Source organism: Spirosoma jeollabukense, from assembly GCF_054777855.1.
On record NZ_BAAHAD010000008.1, the window covers coordinates 1 to 25,044 of the forward strand.

12 protein-coding genes and 1 CRISPR repeat array are annotated in these 25,044 nt (G+C 47.5%); of the genes, 6 read left to right on the top strand and 6 right to left on the bottom strand.

Translation table 11 applies throughout. The features are described 5' to 3' along the window. Positions 1-99 precede the first annotated feature (99 nt). The 4 genes from ACYVEA_RS24220 (at position 100) to cas2 (ending at position 2,178) form a co-directional block, all read left to right on the top strand. On the top strand, positions 100-306 hold the full coding sequence (locus ACYVEA_RS24220; RefSeq protein ID WP_461116007.1) for a hypothetical protein: 207 nt from the start codon (positions 100-102) through the stop codon (positions 304-306). Further along, positions 306-818: a CRISPR-associated protein Cas4 gene (cas4, locus tag ACYVEA_RS24225; RefSeq protein ID WP_461116008.1), complete on the top strand. Its 513-nt coding sequence runs from the start codon at positions 306-308 to the stop codon at positions 816-818. Before ACYVEA_RS24220 ends, cas4 begins: the two co-directional genes overlap by 1 nt. Before the next feature lie 76 nt (positions 819-894). Continuing rightward, the gene (cas1b, locus tag ACYVEA_RS24230; RefSeq protein WP_461116009.1) at positions 895-1,902 is read left to right on the top strand and encodes a type I-B CRISPR-associated endonuclease Cas1b; all 1,008 of its coding nucleotides are present in this window, start codon (positions 895-897) and stop codon (positions 1,900-1,902) included. A gap of 12 nt (positions 1,903-1,914) precedes the next feature. After that, complete coding sequence (cas2, locus tag ACYVEA_RS24235) at positions 1,915-2,178, top strand: CRISPR-associated endonuclease Cas2 (protein WP_461116010.1); 264 nt, start codon at positions 1,915-1,917, stop codon at positions 2,176-2,178. A gap of 216 nt (positions 2,179-2,394) precedes the next feature. After that, a CRISPR array of direct repeats spans positions 2,395-11,181; the repeat unit is 30 nt; unit sequence CTTCTAATCGTACCGTAGTGGAATTGAAAT. Between the two features lie 47 nt (positions 11,182-11,228). On the opposite strand, the gene ACYVEA_RS24240 is transcribed toward cas2, so the two are convergent. The 4 genes from ACYVEA_RS24240 to ACYVEA_RS24255 all read right to left on the bottom strand — a co-directional run bounded on the left by ACYVEA_RS24240 (position 11,229) and on the right by ACYVEA_RS24255 (position 15,580). Further along, positions 11,229-12,344: a DKNYY domain-containing protein gene (locus tag ACYVEA_RS24240; RefSeq protein WP_461116011.1), complete on the bottom strand. Its 1,116-nt coding sequence runs from the start codon at positions 12,342-12,344 to the stop codon at positions 11,229-11,231. 90 nt (positions 12,345-12,434) lie between these two features. Then, complete coding sequence (locus ACYVEA_RS24245) at positions 12,435-13,091, bottom strand: hypothetical protein (RefSeq protein WP_461116012.1); 657 nt, start codon at positions 13,089-13,091, stop codon at positions 12,435-12,437. A 125-nt stretch (positions 13,092-13,216) separates the two neighbouring features. Further along, positions 13,217-13,801: a hypothetical protein gene (locus tag ACYVEA_RS24250; RefSeq protein ID WP_461116013.1), complete on the bottom strand. Its 585-nt coding sequence runs from the start codon at positions 13,799-13,801 to the stop codon at positions 13,217-13,219. Between the two features lie 237 nt (positions 13,802-14,038). Continuing rightward, a complete protein-coding gene (locus tag ACYVEA_RS24255; protein ID WP_461116014.1) occupies positions 14,039-15,580 on the bottom strand; it encodes an MFS transporter in 1,542 nt (513 codons plus the stop codon). Positions 15,581-15,889: 309 nt separating this feature from the next. On the opposite strand from ACYVEA_RS24255, the gene ACYVEA_RS24260 reads away from it, so the two are divergent. Then, positions 15,890-16,834 carry a lipid A-modifier LpxR family protein gene (locus ACYVEA_RS24260; RefSeq protein ID WP_461116015.1) on the top strand — a complete coding sequence of 315 codons (945 nt, stop codon included), beginning with the start codon at positions 15,890-15,892 and terminating at the stop codon, positions 16,832-16,834. A gap of 160 nt (positions 16,835-16,994) precedes the next feature. Further along, on the top strand, positions 16,995-20,096 hold the full coding sequence (locus ACYVEA_RS24265) for a PD-(D/E)XK nuclease family protein (protein WP_461116016.1): 3,102 nt from the start codon (positions 16,995-16,997) through the stop codon (positions 20,094-20,096). Between the two features lie 278 nt (positions 20,097-20,374). On the opposite strand, the gene ACYVEA_RS24270 is transcribed toward ACYVEA_RS24265, so the two are convergent. Both ACYVEA_RS24270 and ACYVEA_RS24275 read right to left on the bottom strand, forming a co-directional pair. Continuing rightward, the gene (locus tag ACYVEA_RS24270) at positions 20,375-23,752 is read right to left on the bottom strand and encodes a carboxypeptidase-like regulatory domain-containing protein (RefSeq protein WP_461116017.1); all 3,378 of its coding nucleotides are present in this window, start codon (positions 23,750-23,752) and stop codon (positions 20,375-20,377) included. Positions 23,753-23,857: 105 nt separating this feature from the next. After that, positions 23,858-25,027 (bottom strand): DUF4249 domain-containing protein, encoded by a 1,170-nt coding sequence (locus tag ACYVEA_RS24275; protein ID WP_461116018.1) that lies wholly within the window; start codon positions 25,025-25,027, stop codon positions 23,858-23,860. Positions 25,028-25,044 lie beyond the last annotated feature (17 nt).

The following is a 25,044-nucleotide window of genomic DNA, read 5'->3' on the forward strand; positions in this document are numbered from 1 at the left end:
ATCTTCTTCGGCCAGTTGGCTATATCTGGCTAATAGCCAGATTATGTTACAACGCATTGAGACTTATTACCAAATGTGATTTCCCAACATGCTCTTAAGGTGCAAATCCGCAAAAACAAGTTTGCTCAGTTGATGCGGGAGAATGACCAGAATCTTCAAGCAAAGGCGTACGCTATTGAAAAGAAAGACGGTTCACTTCTTGAAATAAAATACTTCATTTTGACAAAGAAGTACGATTCTGAACTTGGCCTTCTATACGATCAGCAAGAAGAATGGACTGATACGTCTGGCTTTAATTTTTTCTAATGATCGTCACCGGCACATATATCAAATATTACAAAGTCTGCTATCGAAAACTGTGGTTGTTTCATCATAAAATCGAGATGGAGCATACATCGGAGCTGGTGGCCGAAGGGACATTTATTGGCGAAAAATCATATCCGCAACGTGCCGAACGGTACCGTGAAATTCTGCTCGATGGTTCCCGGATTGACTTCTACGATCCCTATGAAAAAGTTGTGCATGAGATCAAGAAGTCGGATAAGCTGGAGCATTCACATATAGCGCAGGTTCAATTTTACCTGTATCTGCTACGTCGCAATGGAGTGGAGGGCGCTACAGGTCTGATTGAATATCCGAAACTACGCCAGACCCAGATCGTCCGGCTGGAAGACGAAGATATACCGGTTGTGGAAGCCTGGGTGCGCGATATTGAACGTATTGTGGCGGCTGAACAGTGCCCCGGCCGGATCAACAAAAGCAAATGCCGGTCGTGCAGTTATTTTGATTTTTGTTACGCAGAAGAAGACGTTTTTTGACAGGATTTACGGAAGTAACGTGCTTGTTATGTCGGTAAAAATAATTCTGTCCATCCTGTAAATCCTGTCAAAAAAGATGAAACAACCGAAGTACCTGTTCAATGCCGGGCGGATGAGCCGGAAGGATAATACGCTCAAGTTTACGCCCGTCGATGAGGCAGGCAACGAAGGCCAACCGCGGTATCTGCCTATCGAACAGGTTGATGACCTCTATGTGTTTGGTAGCCTGGATGCCAATTCGGCCTTGTATAACTTTCTGGGACAGAACAACATTTCGGTTCATTTTTTCGATTACTACGAAAATTACACCGGCTCGTTTATGGCGCGCGAGTACCTGCTGGCGGGCAGGATGCAGGTGGATCAGACTCGCGCGTATCTGTCGGCGAAAAAACGGATTGTGATCGCACAGCGATTTGTTGAAGGAACTGCGGCCAACATCCTGCGCGTGCTGAAATACCAGAATAACCGCGACCGTGACGTAGCGACCGCCATCGCCGTTATTGAGCAATTGCTGACATCGGTTCCCGGAACGACAGACGTACCGATGCTGATGGGCATTGAAGGAAATATCCGGCAGACCTATTACAGTACGTTCGATACCATCGTCGGCGAAACGTTTTGCATGGATGGACGCAGTAAGCGTCCACCCCAAAACGAACTTAACGCGCTGATTTCGTTCGGGAATATGCTTTGCTACACGCGATGCCTAAGCACGATTTACCATACGCAGTTAAACCCGACCATCAGTTTTCTGCATGAACCGGGCGCACGGCGTTATTCGCTGGCGCTGGATATTGCCGAAATTTTCAAGCCAATCATGGTCGATCGGCTAATTTTTCGGATGATTAACAAGCGGCAATTGCAGGCATCGGATTTTCGGTCTGAAATTGGTGGATGTGTGATGAAAGAAGCGGCAAGGAAACGATTTGTGCAGGGCTTCGACGAGATGATGAAGGAGACCATAAAACATCGGTCGCTGGGACGTAGCGTGAGTTACCGGCATCTCATTAAACTGGAATGTTACAAGCTGCAAAAACACCTGCTGGGCGTGGAGGAGTATCGCCCATTTAAAGCATGGTGGTAAGGTAGACAGATTATGTACGTAATATTGGTGTATGACATGGGACAGAAACGCGTCGGGAGGATGCTGAAACTCTGTCGGCGGTATCTGAACTGGATTCAAAACTCGGTTTTTGAAGGCGAGATGACGGACGTACAGCTAAAAGAGTTGCTCAACGAAGCTGGCCGTATTATGAAGGACGACGAGGACAGTCTTATTCTGTTCAAAAACCGTGATCAGAAGTGGCTGGAAAAGCAGGTCGTGGGTGTCGAGCGCCAGTCGACCGATAATTTTTTATAGGGCTTGATGTCGTCAATCGCCCAAAACTGTTCTTTGATCAACTGGGCTTATCTTCTTTTGAGGGGTGAACTAGTAACTAATGGGTTGATTATCAATGAGTCGTCAATCGGCCGGGTTTTTCGTAGTATTGTCGGTTGACGATTTTTTAGTTGTTTTTTGAATAAAGAAACCTAACCAGGGCTGCGCAAAGCCCTTTTTTTAGCCGTAAATTCACGGCTTCTAATCGTACCGTAGTGGAATTGAAATTCCGCATCAAGAAAGCCCCCAATGCCAATCATAAAACTTCTAATCGTACCGTAGTGGAATTGAAATTTCCTCATCCAAATACTAGTAGACCCGTATAGATGCTTCTAATCGTACCGTAGTGGAATTGAAATTAAGTAACTTCAGTGCAGCCGCTACCAATACGCCACTTCTAATCGTACCGTAGTGGAATTGAAATAATTCACGACCGTACAGGGCCGCGCATTGCCCGTCACTTCTAATCGTACCGTAGTGGAATTGAAATGACATTCACGCGGCTTTGCAGGAAAAACAGCGCGGACTTCTAATCGTACCGTAGTGGAATTGAAATTTTTAAGCTTTTCAGATTCTTTGGTGAACAGAAAGACTTCTAATCGTACCGTAGTGGAATTGAAATAACATCTCCGACGCAGGAACTTCGCTGAGCTGGGACCTTCTAATCGTACCGTAGTGGAATTGAAATCAAAGCCGACTTTGCCATTCTCTACCAGGTCCCGAACTTCTAATCGTACCGTAGTGGAATTGAAATGGTGCATCGATCATCATGCGTTCGACAACACCCCAGCTTCTAATCGTACCGTAGTGGAATTGAAATTCGGCTTAGAAATGTTCAGATAGAACACACTGATGGCTTCTAATCGTACCGTAGTGGAATTGAAATAGTTACTTTCAGGGCGTCCTTATGGTCTAGGCCCGTCTTCTAATCGTACCGTAGTGGAATTGAAATGCTCAAGCCAACCCTGATTGTTGAAGGACGCGAGGCCTTCTAATCGTACCGTAGTGGAATTGAAATCGATGCGGCTGGCTTTACCGACATCCCGACCAAAACCTTCTAATCGTACCGTAGTGGAATTGAAATGCTCGTCGCTGGCGGAAAAGCGCTCGAGGTTGACGCTTCTAATCGTACCGTAGTGGAATTGAAATTTTCTGAGCCAGGAAAAGCCCCAGTACGTATTGGGCTTCTAATCGTACCGTAGTGGAATTGAAATATTTGCCCGATACGTTCAGCGTGTCGGTGGCCAACACTTCTAATCGTACCGTAGTGGAATTGAAATTTGGTATTGAAGGCATGGGAGGTATAAAAAAACTAGCCTTCTAATCGTACCGTAGTGGAATTGAAATTTCATCACAAAGCCCGCCACACCTGTCAGGTTTTGTCTTCTAATCGTACCGTAGTGGAATTGAAATACGAAGAGGTCGACCAGCTCATTGACTACGAAGAACTTCTAATCGTACCGTAGTGGAATTGAAATTTGTCCAGCCCATCGCTTTCCAGCGGCCGAACTCGCCTTCTAATCGTACCGTAGTGGAATTGAAATGCATCAACACATTCGGTGTAGGGCTGACCTTTGAATCTTCTAATCGTACCGTAGTGGAATTGAAATGGCGTCTCGGGCACCTACATTCAGTACGGCCTGGCCCTTCTAATCGTACCGTAGTGGAATTGAAATATGTGTACACATACCCCACCTGCGCCCGCCGGAACGCTTCTAATCGTACCGTAGTGGAATTGAAATTTCTTTCTTGCCTACATAGCGGAACAGGCTTTGCTTCTTCTAATCGTACCGTAGTGGAATTGAAATTGGGACTCTCGGGACTGGTCGATGATGCCGATGCCGCTTCTAATCGTACCGTAGTGGAATTGAAATGTAGGTCATCAACCGGCTATACTGCTGATACGGCGCTTCTAATCGTACCGTAGTGGAATTGAAATATCTTTCCCGTATGTATACCCCGAGCTTTCCACCACCTTCTAATCGTACCGTAGTGGAATTGAAATTCCTGAACCGGGCTACGTTGCGGATTATTTTGGAACTTCTAATCGTACCGTAGTGGAATTGAAATATGATTACACTCACGATTTACGCTTGTTTTACCTCCACTTCTAATCGTACCGTAGTGGAATTGAAATCATTCCGTCTGCTGGTTCCATTGAACCGTGCTGTTCTTCTAATCGTACCGTAGTGGAATTGAAATCTGATTGGGCTTCAGGTGCACTCAATCCACAGCTTCTTCTAATCGTACCGTAGTGGAATTGAAATTTGATCACCGTTTGGGTATTATCGTAGTTCACCGCCTTCTAATCGTGCCGTAGTGGAATTGAAATTAGTCTCCAACCCCAATTAGTACCGACATCCTACTGCTTCTAATCGTACCGTAGTGGAATTGAAATGAAGACGGCACTGTCCCGGTTGGGATAGCTCGTCCCTTCTAATCGTACCGTAGTGGAATTGAAATGGATATAGGGCCGCAAACGTTTGATGGGCTGTTGCACTTCTAATCGTACCGTAGTGGAATTGAAATTATCAAACGGGTTATAGTAGTTCTTTACGGTCTTGTCTTCTAATCGTACCGTAGTGGAATTGAAATATATTATTAGACAATTGGTTGATTAAATACTTCCTTCTTCTAATCGTACCGTAGTGGAATTGAAATCTATTACGTCTTCAATGAACTCGAAGGGGTGTTCTTCTTCTAATCGTACCGTAGTGGAATTGAAATTTTGCCTTACTGCTGCTTGGCCTTCGCAAACGTCGACTTCTAATCGTACCGTAGTGGAATTGAAATTATTCTATTCTGGGAAAACCTGAACAAAAGGGACAGGCTTCTAATCGTACCGTAGTGGAATTGAAATGGTTGCTGTGTCGAAGACGATACTGCCCTGATTGACTTCTAATCGTACCGTAGTGGAATTGAAATATGCCGAGCGTGTCGAGGTAGCGAACGACAGAAACACTTCTAATCGTACCGTAGTGGAATTGAAATCTTTCGGATAATGGAATTGCCATTGGTTTGTTGGTCTTCTAATCGTACCGTAGTGGAATTGAAATTTGCAGGACCGACAGCCCATCTTCGTTGGAGAAGGTCTTCTAATCGTACCGTAGTGGAATTGAAATCCGGAACAGTTCTCTCGCTTCTGCGGGCGTCAAGGTCTTCTAATCGTACCGTAGTGGAATTGAAATGACGGTTGGCTCCTTTCTTCATAGCCGGATCATTCAACTTCTAATCGTACCGTAGTGGAATTGAAATTTCGGACATGGCGGCCGCTTTGTCAATGCCATAGATGCTTCTAATCGTACCGTAGTGGAATTGAAATGATCAACAACCTGGTATTAACCAAGTTCGGCGATTACTTCTAATCGTACCGTAGTGGAATTGAAATTAGAACTTAACCTGACTGCCCGCTGACAGCTCGTAGACTTCTAATCGTACCGTAGTGGAATTGAAATTGTTCTCGCCTTCGTAAATGGCAATCAGATCCGACACTTCTAACCGTACCGTAGTGGAATTGAAATCGTCTAGACTGTTTGTTGCCTCTTGGATGCGGGTAGGCCTTCTAATCGTACCGTAGTGGAATTGAAATAGCTACGCGCCATCGCCACCATCCGCTGCCGCCACACTTCTAATCGTACCGTAGTGGAATTGAAATTATTGCACTACTTTGCCATCTACCTCGTTCAAGGCCTTCTAATCGTACCGTAGTGGAATTGAAATGTGGGAATCGTTTGCGCCCCGTTTACCCGGAGCATGCTTCTAATCGTACCGTAGTGGAATTGAAATTCGCAGGCTACCTCGCGGGTTTCGCTGGTGAGTGCACTTCTAATCGTACCGTAGTGGAATTGAAATGACAAAATCGCTTTATCCCGCGTCAGGCTTACCAGCGCTTCTAATCGTACCGTAGTGGAATTGAAATGCGTAAGTTGTTTGATCAGCGCCAGCCCGATCTGATCTTCTAATCGTACCGTAGTGGAATTGAAATGTAGGTGGAGGCGGCAATTTGCTCGGCTTTGCGAACCTTCTAATCGTACCGTAGTGGAATTGAAATTTTATGAATACAGATTTGCAAGTAGGCGACGAGGTCTTCTAATCGTACCGTAGTGGAATTGAAATTTCCGATCTGCCTGGCTAATTGGGTAGGCTAAACCTCTTCTAATCGTACCGTAGTGGAATTGAAATTTGTATTCTCCGCTCTTGCCTTTCTCAAGGTTAAGCACTTCTAATCGTACCGTAGTGGAATTGAAATCTTCCCCCTTTTAGTAGTAGCTTATTGCTGTAATAACTTCTAATCGTACCGTAGTGGAATTGAAATTTCCTTTCGGCGAAACAAAAGTCGATCAGGTAACGCTTCTAATCGTACCGTAGTGGAATTGAAATAATACGGATTGCCCCAGGCATCCAGGAGTTGCTGGCCTTCTAATCGTACCGTAGTGGAATTGAAATAAAGATTGCTGCAGCACTCGACACATCACTGTCTTCTTCTAATCGTACCGTAGTGGAATTGAAATCCTCGTAGTCGAACGCAGCCTGCCACAACCGCGCGGCTTCTAATCGTACCGTAGTGGAATTGAAATGCGCTCGGGTTTGCCAATATAGCGGAGCAGGCTTTGCTTCTAATCGTACCGTAGTGGAATTGAAATGTCATGGTGAATCGAGTAATCATAATAAAGGTTAGTCTTCTAATCGTACCGTAGTGGAATTGAAATATGCGAATTTTGTGGAGACGGGTACGGCGGCTCAGACTTCTAATCGTACCGTAGTGGAATTGAAATTTCGGTCAAGTCCTGGGGCAACTCGTTCACGTCATCTTCTAATCGTACCGTAGTGGAATTGAAATAACCGAAGTACCCCATCGGCAAGAATCCGGCCAGTCCTTCTAATCGTACCGTAGTGGAATTGAAATGTCAATACGGCCAACTCTGGCCAGGGCGATGTCGGCTTCTAATCGTACCGTAGTGGAATTGAAATATGATTACTCTGGCGGGCCTGCTGGCGGGGGATGACCTTCTAATCGTACCGTAGTGGAATTGAAATATGGGTGAAGACCTTCGGCTGGCTCAAGCTCTTCTTCTTCTAATCGTACCGTAGTGGAATTGAAATCCCAGATCCTGAAAGTACGGGGTGAATTCCAGCAACTTCTAATCGTACCGTAGTGGAATTGAAATGATAGCCGGTGGTGGGATCAATGTTATCGCTGTAGTCTTCTAATCGTACCGTAGTGGAATTGAAATACGATTCCTAACTCGCTGCGCTCACTCAGCGAGGATCTTCTAATCGTACCGTAGTGGAATTGAAATAAAAACTCGGTGCTCCTCAGAATCCGGGCACCTTCACTTCTAATCGTACCGTAGTGGAATTGAAATTTCGGTCTGGGACGGCCGCAAAGCCGCCCGCGTCTCCTTCTAATCGTACCGTAGTGGAATTGAAATGCAAGTTCCTGGCCACGGGCCAGTAGTCACTGTTGCGCTTCTAATCGTACCGTAGTGGAATTGAAATTGAAGCCGCTAAGTTTGATAACACGTTCAAGCGCTCTTCTAATCGTACCGTAGTGGAATTGAAATGGGTTTGGGTAAACGAATAGATGAACCGGAGCAGGGCTTCTAATCGTACCGTAGTGGAATTGAAATCCCAACACGAATTTGCGACCAAAGCCGCCCGGGCCCTTCTAATCGTACCGTAGTGGAATTGAAATTAGTGTCGGTGATGCGCATCAAGCGCTGGGTCCCCGCTTCTAATCGTACCGTAGTGGAATTGAAATATAAAATCGGGCCGCTAGGGTCAGTCACCTACTACGCTTCTAATCGTACCGTAGTGGAATTGAAATTTGTACCAGGCCGCGGGCTATTATGCCGCTCACAAACTTCTAATCGTACCGTAGTGGAATTGAAATACGAGCCGGGCAATTACGGCTTTAAAGCCAACGTCTTCTAATCGTACCGTAGTGGAATTGAAATTTGTTTAGGGGTTGGCTTTTTGCTGGGGTCAGACCACTTCTAATCGTACCGTAGTGGAATTGAAATGTTGAAATCGGGCGTCGATGCACTTAAAAATGCTCACTTCTAATCGTACCGTAGTGGAATTGAAATTCGTTCATGAGAGCCTACGTAGGATAAGTTCATTGTCTTCTAATCGTACCGTAGTGGAATTGAAATATCCGGAATACTGGAAAGTGTTCGGGGAGGGGCAGCCTTCTAATCGTACCGTAGTGGAATTGAAATGGAGGATCTGTCCACCACGCTCCAGCTGGCGCAGGTGCTTCTAATCGTACCGTAGTGGAATTGAAATGTTTATTCCCTATTTACAGCAGCAGCTTCGTAAGCAGCTTCTAATCGTACCGTAGTGGAATTGAAATGCGAGATGGTCAACTGCTCACCTGTTCCAATAACGCTTCTAATCGTACCGTAGTGGAATTGAAATTATCGCGACCCTGACCAAAGGCGAGGGCAATCACCCTTCTAATCGTACCGTAGTGGAATTGAAATGTGAACATGGGACAACCAATACTCGCCCTTGTACCTCTTCTAATCGTACCGTAGTGGAATTGAAATGCGCTTCCTTTACCCGATCGGGCGGTACGGGCGGTATCTTCTAATCGTACCGTAGTGGAATTGAAATGAAGAAATAGCGTTTCACAGCCTGAAAGAAGGCGAGACTTCTAATCGTACCGTAGTGGAATTGAAATTAGATATTGATACATTAGAGGAGTAGGGTACAGTGGCTTCTAATCGTACCGTAGTGGAATTGAAATATCTCGGCAATCATTCTAGCCTTGAACTCCAGCATACTTCTAATCGTACCGTAGTGGAATTGAAATGTGGCCGCATCGTTGAGTTGCCCCGGGTCACCCTGCTTCTAATCGTACCGTAGTGGAATTGAAATTAGAGATGCCGTACGAAGCAATGTTGTACTCTAGATCTTCTAATCGTACCGTAGTGGAATTGAAATACGGGTTGACGTTCAATACCGCGGCTTCGCCCGGCGCTTCTAATCGTACCGTAGTGGAATTGAAATCTTTAATGGACCCATCGAAGCCCGTAACCTGAATCCTTCTAATCGTACCGTAGTGGAATTGAAATAGATTCGGGCCGTGGCTGAAGTGGAAAGCCAGGGGCTTCTAATCGTACCGTAGTGGAATTGAAATGTGTGCGTAGTACTCCGTGCGCTCCAGATGACGCTCTTCTAATCGTACCGTAGTGGAATTGAAATCTTTAATGGACCCATCGAAGCCCGTAACCTGAATCCTTCTAATCGTACCGTAGTGGAATTGAAATGACGTTGGCGTGGGGTTAGTCCGTAGGCGTTGGTACTTCTAATCGTACCGTAGTGGAATTGAAATTGCGGTCTATTAACTCAATGCCAAACCCGTAGCGGGTCTTCTAATCGTACCGTAGTGGAATTGAAATTATAGCACCACCGGAACACCCTTTAATAGCCTCCCCTTCTAATCGTACCGTAGTGGAATTGAAATGAGGATATGCCCATGGCCATAGTGGTTCACTATGCGCTTCTAATCGTACCGTAGTGGAATTGAAATCGTTGTTGTTCTGGGCGGTGATATTTTCTTTCTGCACTTCTAATCGTACCGTAGTGGAATTGAAATTCCAGGGGGGCGAGGTCAAAAGCGTCAGTGTGGCCCTTCTAATCGTACCGTAGTGGAATTGAAATCTGTGAGGACTTCGGGGAGCGATGGGGAAAGATTACTCTTCTAATCGTACCGTAGTGGAATTGAAATCAAGGTGCCAAGGCATGAGCTTACGATCAGGAAAACTTCTAATCGTACCGTAGTGGAATTGAAATGTCAAGGCCCCGATAGAGGTCGTAATAGACAGGCTTCTTCTAATCGTACCGTAGTGGAATTGAAATCTGTGTCTGGCACCATGACGGGAAGGGGGTGCAGGCCTTCTAATCGTACCGTAGTGGAATTGAAATGCAATTGGCAACCAGTAGCTTGTCGACGTTTTTGGCCTTCTAATCGTACCGTAGTGGAATTGAAATGACATTATTCCGGATCTTAATTCGCTCTACAGCCCCCTTCTAATCGTACCGTAGTGGAATTGAAATTTCCACCAGAATGGTATTTTTATCATCGACAATCACCTTCTAATCGTACCGTAGTGGAATTGAAATAACGTATCAGGGCTGGAACCTGCGCGTGTACCAGATCTTCTAATCGTACCGTAGTGGAATTGAAATTAAGACGCCAATGGTTCGTTGCCATTTATGCCGTTGCTTCTAATCGTACCGTAGTGGAATTGAAATGTGGGTGATCCGCCCCGGTTGGTTGGAAAGTGCGTTCTTCTAATCGTACCGTAGTGGAATTGAAATGTAAGCGTAACTATCCCCATAGGATTCGGTGGCCCACTTCTAATCGTACCGTAGTGGAATTGAAATATGGTACAATAACATACTGCTGAATAACCTAGCCTTACTTCTAATCGTACCGTAGTGGAATTGAAATTGCACCAGCATCAAAATCCTCAACAACTTCCTCAATACTTCTAATCGTACCGTAGTGGAATTGAAATGAAATCGCATTCTTCCCAATGTCGCTTCCTCGCTTCTTCTAATCGTACCGTAGTGGAATTGAAATATGGCTACATACTGCTGGAAACGCTGGATTTTGCGGCTTCTAATCGTACCGTAGTGGAATTGAAATTCGAATAAAGAAGCCATTAGCTGAGTTTTTTTGCCCTTCTAATCGTACCGTAGTGGAATTGAAATGATCATTCAGCACCTGGGCATTTGGTGGGTTGTCGCTTCTAATCGTACCGTAGTGGAATTGAAATAGAACGAACCTACACCCTGTTTTAACGCCCCTTCCGCTTCTAATCGTACCGTAGTGGAATTGAAATTCTGTATTGAAGATAGCCAATCGTCGATAATCGACCTTCTAATCGTACCGTAGTGGAATTGAAATATCAGCACGGCCAGGCTGTTGAGACGCGCCCAGAACTTCTAATCGTACCGTAGTGGAATTGAAATGCTGTAGCTGGGGGTTTTTGTTACATTGCGTTTGTTGGTAATGGCAGTTAGTTCAAATCTTTTTCCGAATTAAAGCGTCGGCCCATGTAGTAGGCATGTTTTTTGTCCGCGGCATCCCGGCCAGCTTCGTTCCGAACGAGGGCAAACGAAGTTAGGTCCGCTCCATTTAATACGCTTCCGCGGTAATAGACTCGTTTCTCATCTTTGGCGTATCCCGATTCAAGAACCGTGAAGGAGGCTACGTCAGCTTCTTTGATACGGTTGCCCTCATGGAAAATAGCGTTATTGTCCTGCGCATATTCATCGAATAGTAATTTAAAAGACGCTTTATCGGCTTCTCTGATCCATTTCTCCTGAAAATAAATGTGAGTGCTGTCGGAAGCATAATTAATGGTCGATTCATCCCATTGTTTGAACGAGACCGGATCAGCCGCTTCTACTACGTGATACGTATAAAAAGCGTGGGTTTTATCTACCGCATAGTACATGCCAGCGGTCGTAAACGTGCCCGGATCAGCCTCTTTGATGACGCGGATACCCGAGCCAGCTTTCCCAATCGGCACATCCAGCCTGGTCCAGGAATAATAAACTGCTTGCTGATCCTTTGAAAAATTTCTACTCAACACCGCAAAGGAGCGGCCGTTGCTACCAGGGATTGGCTTTAAATCAAAATAACCTGCCTGTTTATCTTTCCCGAAATTGTAGTCGAGGGGTTCAAAGGAAGCTACGTCGTTCACGGCAAAGCCTTCATCTTTATAATAACAGCGAAACTTATCTTTCGCATACTCATCACGGATAGCCATGAAAGAGCCAGCATCGGCCGTAGGAATCTGGATGATTTTATTTTTTCGGGTCGTGTTGAAAAGCTGAAAGTCAATGTAATTGTCACAATAAAATACGGCGATAGGGTCTTTACCAAAATGGGTATCGAGCGCGGTAAAATTGGCTCCATCCGCGCCCTTGATTGATAGACCCCGGTAATACGCCCGACGCTTATCTTTGGCAAAAACATCATTCAATACTTCGAATGTAGCCTCGTCAGCGTCACTAATAAGATTGTCTTTGTAGTAGAGGGAGCCGTTTTTTAACTGGTAACCCGACTGTTTACAGGAGGTTAACCAGCTCAATCCAAGAATAGAAAACAGGAAGGGGAGAAGTTTCATGGTGGAATACGTAGGATGGAGTCAAAAATCAATTGATTAATGTGGCTGGAATCGACGTGCCCAATGGCTGTCAATGACTTGATTGCCGCATTAGACTATTGACGTAGTATTGATTGAGAAAAGGCTTTTGCGCAGCCACACTAGGGCAAGTAAGGCAAGACCTGTATGAAGGGTAATGAGTATCGGCGTACCCATAAGCCAGGAAGTGGCTAAAAAGCCATTGCTTAATACCGTATTCAATCCGATGAGCACGTAAAGCAATAAGAACAGCAGGGGGAAGGTTAAAAAGCCGATTAAGTAAAGCCAGGCCCATCGGTTGGTCAGGATCCTGAAGGCGTTTATAACGGGTGGTAAAATGACACCCAAAACCAGGACAGAGCAGATCAGAATCATTTGCGTACGGCTGTACGCACCGGTAAGAAAATGCCTTGTCACCACCATTTCATCTCCGCCACCCATCATCACTGTACTGATTCGGCCAAAGGGAATATTGGCAAAAATCAACGAAAAGCCCATCGTCATCTTACCTGATTCCTTTGTATTGATCCAGTACGTGCCCAGCCACATCAGCGCAAAAGAAAATAAGGGTCCAGCCAGTGTGGCCAGCCACCAGTGCGGGTGGTTTTTTGAGCAGCCGTTGCATAATGACCAGACATTAAAATCTCTCGGTCCCCAGCAGCCGCAAATCAAACGCCCAACGACAATATGAACCGTTTCATGCAATTCTAACATGACAATCAGCAGCAACAGGAAGGTGACTACGTAAGAAAATGAAAGTTTGATGTGCATTTGAAGCGATCTATCGACCTACTATTGAGTGACTTCCTATTACTTGTACGGCTGACCGGTTTGCCATTACCTGTCAGCCCTATTTATTCCTGACTGATATTCAGAATTTGGTTGATTAGCCAGCCATTACCACTACGTATCAATCGGAATTCGTAGGCGTCAAATAACGTAAATGCCACGGTTGCCCGATTTTTTACGACCGTTACGTTGTTAATTTTTAGCGATTTCAGAGCGGCCAGCATCATGTCGACATCCTGCGTAAGAAGCACCAGATCATAATCAAATCCGGTGGGCGGACCTTCCGTCTGTGGGCTTTTTCGGAAGCCTTCATTACGTTCCCTGAAAAATATCCGCCATTCGTTCAGATAGGCATCGGTCAGGAGGTGGCTGCGTTTAAGGTAAGCCAGGTAGCGTTCTCCATTCGGTAAATTAACCGAATAAGGCTTACCCGCTTTCTGATTGACTAGCGGAATGCGGCTGGCTGCCTGAATGTGGGTTTTGTACCAGTTCAGGAACGTAATCACGGTTTGGCCAGCCTGTACGCGGTCATTGGCGGCTACGATGGGCATGTCAGCATAAGGCCGGGCACGTAGTAAATCCTTGTGATGATCGGCTAAGGCGATGACGCTTATCAAGACTAGTATGACAGAGATACCTACAAATTTCATTTGTTGGGCTGTTTTGTGGAGTAGGGCAGGATGCCACATAGCAGACAAGCTATTTGTTGCCATGTATTGATTCGCGGACTGACGAGTCCATTATTGACTAACCGGCCCGACAAAAATAGGCACGTGGCTTGCGATCCGGTAGGGGTGATTAACAACAGGATGCTCTGAAGTAACAGCAGGCAACTTTATCTGTATACTTAGCGAGCCCTATCATTACGCTAACCTGAAAACCAGCACTCAGGCCAACACTTTCTGGCGGGTTTCTACCCAGACCATCGCCATAAGGGCACTCAGCCAGGCCAGCCCTGTGCAGCCCCACATCACAAGCTGAAATGTATGCAGGAAGGACAGCTTGATGATCTTTTGCAGTTCGATTCGGTGGGGAGACGTAACGCCCTCCGGCACGCTGGTTCCGCCAAGTTGATCGGCCTCGGCGCGCAAGGCCGAAACAACGGAAGGCGTCAGGTGTACCGGTTTTATTAACTCCATTAACTCATAACGGAAACTGACAATGGCTACTGAACCCGCTATCGCCAGAAATAACACACCAGCCGTGCGGGAAACCGCATTGTTGATACCCGATGCGGTGCCGGCATAGTGCGTGGAAACCGAACTCATCACCGCGTTGGTCAGCGGTACGACGGTAAAGATCAGACCTATCCCAAAGAGAAGCAGGCCCGGTAGAAAGGTAAACCAGTACTGACTCGGACCAGAGGTAAGGCCAACAAACGATAGCCACAGAAAAGCAAAACCGACAATGATAGGCCCAATGATCAACGGGAGCCGGGGACCGTGCCGGTCCGAAAAACCTCCCGCCCACCGGGAGAACAAAATCAGGGGTAAAGGCAGCGCAATAAAGGCCATACCCGCCAGAGCCGGTCGGTACCCCTGGATTTGTATCAGATTGAGTGTCAGGAAAAAAGAAGCCGTGCTGAGGGCTCCATACAGGAGCAGCGTGAGCAAATTGGTACCGGTGAAAGTTCGGGAGCTAAATAAATGGAGGGGCACCAGCGGCTTTTCCTGATGGGCTTCAACCCAGACAAATGCCCCTAAACTGGCGAGCCCACCCAGCAGGGAGCCGTAGACGGCCGGGTTCGCGGGGCCCAGCGACGACCACATGGTGAAACTGTATGTCAGACCCGCTAGCCCCACGGACGACAGCAGGCTGCCCCGGTAGTCGATGGGCCCGGTGACCGATTCGTCCCGTGTTTCCGGCACTTTACTATAAATGATGGCGAACGATGCCAGGCCTAGCGGAACATTCAGTAAGAAGATCAATCGCCATTGGCCGGCGTCGGCCAGTAAGCCACCCAGCAAGGGCCCTGCCACCCCCGTGAAAGCCCCTGCTGCCGACCACGTACCAATCGCTTTTCCTCGTTTTTTACCCTCAAATAAAGCACTTATAATGGCCAGACTGCCCGGAATCATGAGCGCGCCACCCGTACCCTGCAAAATACGCGTGGCAATCAACCATTCAATAGAAGGAGCAGCTCCACAAGCTGCTGAAGCCACGACAAACAGGGCAATCCCTGTCATCATGATTTTCTTGCGCCCCAACTGGTCTCCCAAAGCACCGCCCATCAAAATCAGATAAGCCAGCAGTAAAGCGTAGCCATTGACAACCCATACCAATTGGGTCGCACTGGCTTTCAGACTTTGCTGGATGACGGGCAATGCTACGTTGAGGGCGGAGGCATCGATAGAGGCCATACTGGAGGCCAGAATTGTAGCTGTCAGTACCCAGTTGCCTGCGTTGGTGGTGGTAAGGTTAACCGCCATAGTTGGTCAATGATCCCGTTTTTTCGGCATAACAATACATACAAGCAACTTGCATGGATTGTATACCCGAACGTTACGGAGCTGTACTGTCAGACAGGCGATCAGTGGGGTAGCCGCGTACATAAACAACTGCGTCTGTGACGTGGACAGTTGAACGGAATCTTAACCGGCTATGGTACTTTAATGGAATGGGTAGGCAAGCGCGACCAGACATGGCTCATTAGCAACAATTTGATGAATTTGTCGGTTACTTGAGCGGTCATTAGCGCTATGAGTTGCCCGATAAATTTTGTATTAAGATTAGTCATTTTGTGTTGCTTTACCTACTGCGGTTATAGTCAACAGCATCCATATGAGCTAAAAGTTACATCCGAAAATGATAATTACTGCCTACAGTTTCATGACGGGTACTACACAAATGGCTTATTTTTAACCCTGAACTACCTGCCCGATCGGTTAAATAAACGCATCGCCGAAACGGATAAGCTCACTAAAATTACGTCCTCTTATCAACTGGGTCAGCTGATCTTCACGCCCGGTTCTATTGGTCCCGCCATCACAGTTGATCTGATTGATCGACCGTTTGCGGGCTATCTGTTCGCTGAAAAAGGAATGACTTTCTTCTACAAAAAAGGACATGTGCTGAAAACGTCAGTAGCCGTAGGTCTGGTCGGGAAAGATGCGCTGGCTCAGCAGTCGCAGCTTTTTATCCATAGAACTTTCGATCTGATAAAGCCTAAAGGCTGGAATTATCAGGTTAAAAATGAGCCAGGCATCAATCTACAGGGGCAATACTGGCATGAACTTATACCCGACTCCTGGCGCAAAACCTGGCTCAATGTTCACGCTACGTCTCAGGTAACACTTGGTAACACGTTCACCAATGCCTCCGCAGGATTTCTGTTTCAGGTGGGCCGTTTTGCCAGACCCGACCAATCGTCTTTATTTGATGCCCGTATTGACCGGGTGCAGGCACCAACCCAAAAACTGGCGGAATTGTATGGCTTCTTTCGTCCATCCTATCAATATCAATTGTACAATGCCACGGTAGAGGGAGGCCTTTTTACTACGAATGCAGGGTCCATTTTATCCCCTCTCAGGCATTGGGGCTACCGAAATGATATTGGGTTTGTCTTTTCGCAGGCCCGGTGGACGCTCCAGGTTGTGTATTCATTCAAACAGCGGGAAGCCGCACGGATGAGACAGAATGAACAATACGTTGGCTTGACAACGGCCTACCGTTTTGGCCAGTAAGCGCATTGCTCGGCCCCAATCGTCTACCCATAGCGTAGTGGCATTGAGAGCCAGGTCCATAGCCTGCCAAATCAACTGAATTACTGAATTTATCTGACTATTTAGCGAATACTCGCTGACTGGTGAGTTATCTTTACTGTACGACTAACAACAACGACTATTGACTTTTCTTCGGCAAACGGCCCAGCGTATTTTTGACACCCACGGTCCCAGCCTGAGCGACGTTTGGGTAATTTTGCCAACCCGCCGGGCCGTGTCTGTATTTCTGGACGAACTGGCTGCCCGTTCTGATCGCCCTTTTCTGGCTCCGCATACCCTTGCGGTCGATGATTTCATTACGCAGGCGGCCGGTGTACAACTCATTGACTCGGTTAGTCTGCTGTTCGAACTCTACGATGTCTTTCGGGAGATTGACCCGTTGGTTGAGTTTGAGCAGTTTGTGGGATGGGCATCGATCTTACTGGCCGACTTCGACCGTATTGATCAATACCTCGTTAGTCCTAACGAACTGTTCAGTTACCTGACGGCCGCCAAAGCTCTCGAACGCTGGCAGGTCGATAGATCATCGGCTGCTAAACCCATCGTCGAAACACCGGGTACGACGCGCTACTTCAAACTTTTTGAGAATTTACACACGGCCTATAACGCGCTGCATCAACGCCTTACCCAGCAGGGATTGGCGTATAGAGGCATGGCGTACCGGATTTTAGCCCAAAATGTTGAGTCATTGATTCGGGATAATACAGCCTATGAACGCGTTTATTTTGTAGGGTTTAACGCCCTTAGTCGGGCCGAGGAACACATCATAAAAGTACTCGTCGATGCCCAGCAAGCCGAACTCATTTGGGATGCCGATCAGTATTACATGGGTGACAAAGGGCAGGAAGCGGGCGAATTTCTGCGCCGATACCGGGATAATGGCTGGTTTTTCTCTAAACAAAATCACGCAGACCTTGCCCAGCAAGCCAACAACCTGCTTGGTACGGAAAAAAACATTCGCATCGTAGGCGTACCGAACGCCAGTATGCAGGCCAAAGTGGCCGGAAAGATTTATAGTGACTGGGGGAAGGAGCAAAGGGCAGGGGGCATGGGGCAGGAGAGAATGGAGCCTACTTTAAGCCCCATGCCCTATGCCCTTACATCGCTGCCCAAAAATACCGCTATCGTGCTGGCCGATGAAACGCTGCTGGTGCCAGTGCTCTACGCGTTGGATGAAAACGTAACCGATCTGAACGTAACGATGGGCCTGTCGCTGCGGTCGTCGCTGTTGTTTACGCTGATTGATACGTTGTTTGAGATGCAGCGAACCGTCCACGAATTTAGAACGAATGATGGGCGTAATCTGCGCATTCCTAAATTCCACCATCGGCACGTAGTAAAAGTATTGAATCATCCGTTCGTCAAGCAATATGAACGAATTCAGGGGCTGCAATGGCCAGGTGGCGTGCAGGAATCCGGCGTGTATTTTCCACCAGAACCTCTGTTTCAATGGATTGCCAAAGAAATTGTGCAGAATCAGCGCGTCTATCTGACCGAGCCTGAAATTCAGGCGTTAGGGCAGCATGATCCGCTGGTGCGGGTGCTGTTTACGCGCTGGCCCAACGAAGATCCCATGACGGCGCTACGGGCTTTCTACGACCTGATCGAGCTTCTGCGCGACGTGTACAAAGTCAGTCAGGATGCCATTGAGATAGAATATCTGTACCTGTTTTTTACCCTCCTCAAACAACTCGAAGCCACTTTGGAGCGACAAGGGGCAATGGGCAGAGGGCATGGGGCAGAAGAAGGAAATCCGCGCTCCGTCCCCTATGCCTCAAGCCCTCTGCCTCACGCTACCGTCACGGTACGTAGTTTTCGGCAGTTTTTGTACGAACTGATTCGGCAAACGAGCATCCCGTTCACAAGCGAAGGCAAAAGCCAGTTGCAGATTATGGGGATGCTCGAAACGCGGGCCCTGGATTTTGATCGCGTCATTATCCTGTCGGTGAACGAAGGTATTTTGCCGCAATCCCGGAAACTGAATTCCCTGATTCCGTTCGATATTGCCTCCGAGCTTAACCTGCCGACCTACCGTGAGCAGGAGGCTGTTATGGCCTATCATTTTTACCGATTGCTGCAGCGGGCCAGCGAGGTTGTCTTGCTGCATACTACATCGACCGACGCATACGGCAACAGCAAAGGCGAACCCAGTCGATTCATTCGGCAGATTGAACACGAGCTGGTACCCCGTTCCAAAGGTCTCGTCCGGATTAGTTACCCAACGGTGCGCTTTGGCCGTACGGGCGCCGATACGGTTGCCGACCTGACCGGCCTGCGCGTTCCCAAAACGGAATCCATTCGAGCAGACCTTATTAAGACCCTGACAACGAAAGGCCTGTATCCATCGCACCTGAACCAGTTTGTCAGTTGCTCGATGCGGTTTTATTTCAGTCGGATTGTCAGCATTAGTGAAGACGAAGATATTGAAGAGAAAATGGGGGCGGCCGAGTTCGGGAGCTGGCTGCACAAAGTGATGGAGCGGTTAGACCTTGAGTATCATCTGCAAGCGTTGCCCATTGATGAGTCAATTATAAAAAAACTTCTCGAGGAGGAATTTGCCAACTCAATGAAAGGGCGGGTCATTGAGTCGGGAATGAATTTGTTGCTGTACGAATTGGCGCAGAAACTAATGCTTGACTTTCAGCGCCAGCAAAGCAAACTTACCGGACTGACCGTTATCGGAACCGAGCAAACCCTCGACACGTATCTGACCGTGCCCATTAATGGGGGAGTGTCAATCCAGGTACGTATTGCCGGAAAAGTTGACCGAATTGAACGCTACGGGGATATCATCCGGATTGTCGATTACAAAACAGGCAAGGTTAGCCTGCCCGAAAAAACGCCCCTGGATCTGGCCGAAAAGCTCCTGAAAGATGGCCGGGAAGATAAAATGCGGCAGTTGTGGCTTTACCGGTATCTGGCCCTCAAGAACATCAGCACATACGGTGGGTTACCCCGCGACAAAGCAAAAAAAGATATTTTTCCCGCGGTGGGTCTACCCGTAGAAGCCGGTTTTTATTCGTTTCGCGACGTAACGGGTGGGTTTAAATCGAATCCCGTCCGGTTTGGTGACAACGACAGTCCGCAGCAATACATCGACGATTCAGAAGCATTACTTCGCCAGCTCATTCAGCAATTACTCGATCCGAACGAGCCTTTCAAGAAAACAGACCAACTCGAAACCTGCCAGTACTGCGATTTTAAAGGCATTTGTGGGCGGTGAAGGGGCAGAGGGCGTGGGAGTAAGGGTATAGGGAAAGCTATTTTCCAGAAATCCTAAGACCTTACCCCCATGCCCTTTGCCATTAAAAAAAGCCTGGTCGTAGGGCGACCAGGCTTTCCTGTTGAATACAACCTGAATTGAAAAAAGCAATGTTGGATGCTACTCAGCGAGTAGCAAGTGGGACAAAATTGGTAAATAAAAAGATTTAATACAACTATTTCGATAAAAAATAATTGCAGTCAAATTTATTTATGCGAGGGTTACGAAGATTTATGCGGCTACTTAAAGACGAAATTGTAGGCCAGTGAGATAATTGGAGCCGCAAAAATCTTCAGTTGATACGCATTCGTTTTCCCATTTTCAGTCTTAAAGAAGATAGAATACGGGTTTTTGTTTCCGTAGAGATTGTAGACTGTGAAGGCCCAGCGACCTTCCCAGCGTCGGTTGCGCATACTGGGGTTGTAAATATTCCACGTAAAATCCAGTCGGTGGTAAGCGGGTAGCCGCTCGTTATTTCGTACGCCATAATAGGGATACTGAGCGCCGTCAATCGTTACGAAACCAGTTGGAGCAGAGTAGGGGCGGCCTGTGCTATAAGCGAACGTAAACCCAAAACTGTTATGCTTATCGACATCAATCGTCATGTTCGCATTAACCGCATGCGGCCGGTCATAATTGGCGCGGTACCAATTGCCACTATTCACGTTCTGTTCTACCGTAGAACCTTCATTTACCTGATTGAATGTTCGGGAGTATGTATAATTGAGCCAGCCCGTTAATTCTCCTTTTTTCTTGGAAACCATTGTCTCAACCCCATAAGCTTTACTCCGTCCCTGAAGTAACTGGGTTTCAGGATAGGGCTGTAGCAAAAAATCGGCACCTGGCCTGTAATCAATAATGTGCTGCGTAGCTCGCCAGTAAGCCTCAACGCTTAGCTCATATATATTCTCTTTGAAACTCAGGAAATAACCACCCGTAAACAACTGGCTGACCTGCGGTTTGATATTAGGGTCGGACGTTTTCCAACGCGACGTTGGCAGGGGCGTGGTTGTGTTTGTGACAACCTGTAAATATTGCCGCATCAGATTATAGCCAAACTTAAGTGATGAATTTGGTCCCAGTGTGTAGCGAATCCCCAGCCGGGGTTCGGGGCCACCGTATTGCTGTATAACACGCCCTGCTCCATAGCGGGTTGAATCAGTGACCGAAAAGTCGTCGCGCGATTCATTTGGTGCGTAGTGTCGAACCAGGGCGGGGCCCAATGACAGAAATTGTGAGTAGCGTAGGCCTGCAGAAACGGCGAGCCGATCCCCTAAACTCCGTTCATAGTCCGTATAGAGAGCCAATTCAAGTGCATTTTCAGTAGGGGTTGTCGTATAATTAACACTTTGACTCTGGCCGGGCAATAGCGTGCCGGGTTCAATGCGATAATGGGTTCCACTCACACCCACTTCGAATTTTTGGTTCGTTAGCTGAAAGTTCAAATTTGATTTCACCTGGCGTTGCAGTACTGATGACCGCAGGGTAATCACATTACCACTTAATTCGGGTGACAGAATACGCGGAACGTAGTGAACATACACACCCGTCGTTTGTAGGTTGAGCCGGGGTGAGATGGTCCGAAACCAACGAGCCATAACATTGATGGTCTGGTGATCGTAGCGAGTGGCGGTTCCATTAACATTTGGCAGGTTAGCCAGCAGATCGGTCTGGAACACATCTTTGCTGCCATAGCCCGTAAGGGTCAGCGTATTCCGGTTATCCAGGCGCCAGAACGCTTTTAGGACACCATCGCCAAATTTGGCTTTGATATTGGCCAAGCGATCCGACACAATAGGGAGTAGGAAATCATTAAAGGCCCCCCGCGCAGAAACCAAAATACCGAATTTCCCCTCTACAATGGGAATATCAGCCGTCACCTTATTGGAGACCACACTTACCCCGCCGGATAGGCTGAACTTATCGAGGCTGGGATTTCGTAGTGATACGTCCAGGACGGATGCCGCCCGCCCGCCGAACCGTGCCGGTACGTTGCCTTTGTATAAATCGACGGTATTCAGTACGTCAGGTGGAAAGACAGAAAAAAGCCCGAACATGTGGGTAGGGTTAAAAATAGGCGTTTCATCTAGCAGGAGTAAGTTTTGATCCGTGGTGCCTCCCCGAATATTAACGCCATTGCTGGCTTCGCCCACGCTCGATACGCCGGGTAACATCTGCAAACCCCGCAGCAAGTCTACTTCACCGAGGGCAGCTGGTAGTTTTTTCAAGGCGTTCATATTTAGCTGATTAACCCCTAGCATGGGCTGGCGAATAGTTTGGTCAAACCCCTTGGTTGTTACGACGACCTCCTCCAGCTGGCTAGCGACGGTAATCATGTTCACGTTCACAATCAGATCATTGGTTAGCCGGAAGGGTTTTCGGACGGGTGTGTAGCCAATGATGCGCGCGATCAGAATGTGGTCGCCAGTGGGTAAATCAATACCATATTGGCCCTGCCCGTTAGTGCTCGTGCCAGTGATATTCTTTCGGTAGTCAATGACAATGGTAACCCCGGCAATGGGTTGGCCTGTCGCTGAATCACGCACTGTACCGCTAAGATGAACCGTCGGTTCAGCACCAGCCAGGCTATTTTTTCGCAGCCTGATGGGGGCTTCATTGGGCTGTGATTTTACCAGGGTGTTAGCAATAACCTCGCTTTTGGGCTGACTAACCGCCCCGTTCTTAGGCTCGCTAGGCCTTGTTTCAGCCCCCGTATTCGCGGCATAGGCAGGTGAAGGCTGGGGATTGGCCGTGGGTTTTTTCAGATAGCCTAGAGCCTGCATCCAATTACTTACTGGCTCAATCCAGCCATTGGCAGGCGTTCCTTCTGCTCGTTTGCTGAAGCCAGGGGCCTCTTTCGCAAACAGATGTAGCTCCGCAGACTTACCCGCCGTAATCCAGTTGGCATATAATTGAGCAAGCTGCGCGGTCGATTGTAATGAATCGCCAGTAGTAGCCAAAAGAAACAGGGGTGGAGCATCTGACGGTATGTTTTTGCTGACAAAAGAACCGACATGCGGGTAAATTGGCGCCAGAAAATCGGGTCGGTTGGCGGCTGTATACTGTTGGCCTATGGCAAGGACTAGCGCGCCCCCCGTTGAAAACCCCATCAGACCGATCTGATTCGTTTGAACACCAAACTCCGCTGCATGCTGCCGAACGTACTCGATAGCTCGCTGCCCATCAGCAACGGCCATCGGTACAATGCTTGCCGAATCGGTTTGGCTGACCCTTGCTCGTTGGGCAGATGAGGTGGCAAAAGAACCATGGATCAATCGGTACGTTAACACGAAAGCAGTTATCCCTTTGGTAGTTAAGGTATGGGCTACGTCTACTCCCTCACTATCAAGTAACAGGCTAGTCCAGCCGCCACCCGGGCAAACAACTACCGCCGTTCCGTTTTCCCGGCCCGACGCAGGAAGAAAAGTGGTGAGCGTAGGCCTGGTAACATCGTAAACAACCCGTTTTTTTGATAAGCCATCCGTCGCAGTTACTTCCTGCCATGTCCAGTTTTCAGAACCGGGTGCTTTCCCTTCGTAAAGCTGAATTATTTTTTGGCTATACAGTATCGGGCTATTCAGCAGGATTAGGAAAAGGAAAAGTAGAAATCGGTTCATCAGCAAATGAGTTAATGAGCTTGATTTTTCGGTAGAATAAGCTAAATGCGGCTCCTGAGAATATACAATTGCCTTTGCAAAACCCCGTTTGGCTAGTTGTGGTAGCTACTGATTCCAGCCCGGAGGAAACAGATTCGTCCGACTGCGGCTCGGAATACAAAGGGCCGAGGTAGGTTCTGCTTTCGGAAAGCGGCCATTTACGGCGTAGAACAGACCCTGAAATAAGCCACTTGTCACTGCCTTACGGTCAATCTTATACCTGCTTACGGCTACGGAGGTTGCCGAAAAATAACCTACTACGTTCTCTAATGAATTTGCTACGTTCTTTACGTTCCCAGCAATGGGAGCCGGGGGCGAATCGGCCAGCGTACCAGTATTCTGGACCTGATCAGCAAACAGTTTATAATAGCGGTATGCATTGGCTGAAAGTGCTAATTGTTCAACTACAATTAGCGCAGGGTCTCGTTGATAGATAGGAATACTAGCCACCTTTTTACCAATCTGGGTCTGTCCATTACTGTAGATATCCGAGGAAATAATAATATCGGTATTATAGAAAATATCCCAGCACTGCTCTCGGCAGGGATAGTCGAACAGGTTAAGCGTACCCAGCGTTGAATCCCGTACACAGCCAATAATATCAAGTGGGCCGCTACCAATAGGACCAACGTCCCTAACAACATATCGACCCTGTTGACAGGTCGCACACCATTGCTGAATTTCGTAAAGCCGCCACCGCCAGAGGTAGAAATTACGCTCACTGGCTGGGTCCTGAAAATCAATGTAAATATCGTTAGCAGGTATGGGCAGCCCATCGGCCGTTTTTTTAGGCCCTTCCGGGTTAAACTGGTCGTAAGTTTTCTGGATAGGCGGCACCGGCTGCATCGTTTCTACCGACGATTCATAGGTCGCTCCTTCTTCCGTTTGGAAACGTAGCTGGTATGTATTGCCTACTTTACCTCGAAAATCAGTTGGAAAACCATAAATGCCCGGCTCTTTCTCAAGTAACGTAACCGGCGTAGTACCGTTAACAATAACCTGAACATTGGCTCGCTGGATGGGTAGGTTCACGTTCATACTATCGGCACTGGAACGGGACCGGTTGAGGCTGATCGTCTGGGATTCGTCCAGATCAGTCACGATACCACTCACCACAATTAAATTGGCATTGAGCGTTAGCGAAGGGTTATAAGGGTCAATGCAGCTTTGCAAAAAAGGCAAGGCGAGAAGAACGATGAGCCAGCGGATGATTGACGATGAGTGTATTATGTACATATTAAGCAGATACTTAA

Coding starts and splice junctions, on each gene's coding strand:
- cas2 (WP_461116010.1), top strand. CDS start 1,915: ATGTACGTAATATTGGTGTATGACATGGGACAGAAACGCGTCGGGAGG.
- ACYVEA_RS24240 (WP_461116011.1), bottom strand. CDS start 12,344: ATGAAACTTCTCCCCTTCCTGTTTTCTATTCTTGGATTGAGCTGGTTA.
- ACYVEA_RS24270 (WP_461116017.1), bottom strand. CDS start 23,752: ATGAACCGATTTCTACTTTTCCTTTTCCTAATCCTGCTGAATAGCCCG.
- cas4 (WP_461116008.1), top strand. CDS start 306: ATGATCGTCACCGGCACATATATCAAATATTACAAAGTCTGCTATCGA.
- ACYVEA_RS24250 (WP_461116013.1), bottom strand. CDS start 13,801: ATGAAATTTGTAGGTATCTCTGTCATACTAGTCTTGATAAGCGTCATC.
- cas1b (WP_461116009.1), top strand. CDS start 895: ATGAAACAACCGAAGTACCTGTTCAATGCCGGGCGGATGAGCCGGAAG.
- ACYVEA_RS24255 (WP_461116014.1), bottom strand. CDS start 15,580: ATGGCGGTTAACCTTACCACCACCAACGCAGGCAACTGGGTACTGACA.
- ACYVEA_RS24275 (WP_461116018.1), bottom strand. CDS start 25,027: ATGTACATAATACACTCATCGTCAATCATCCGCTGGCTCATCGTTCTT.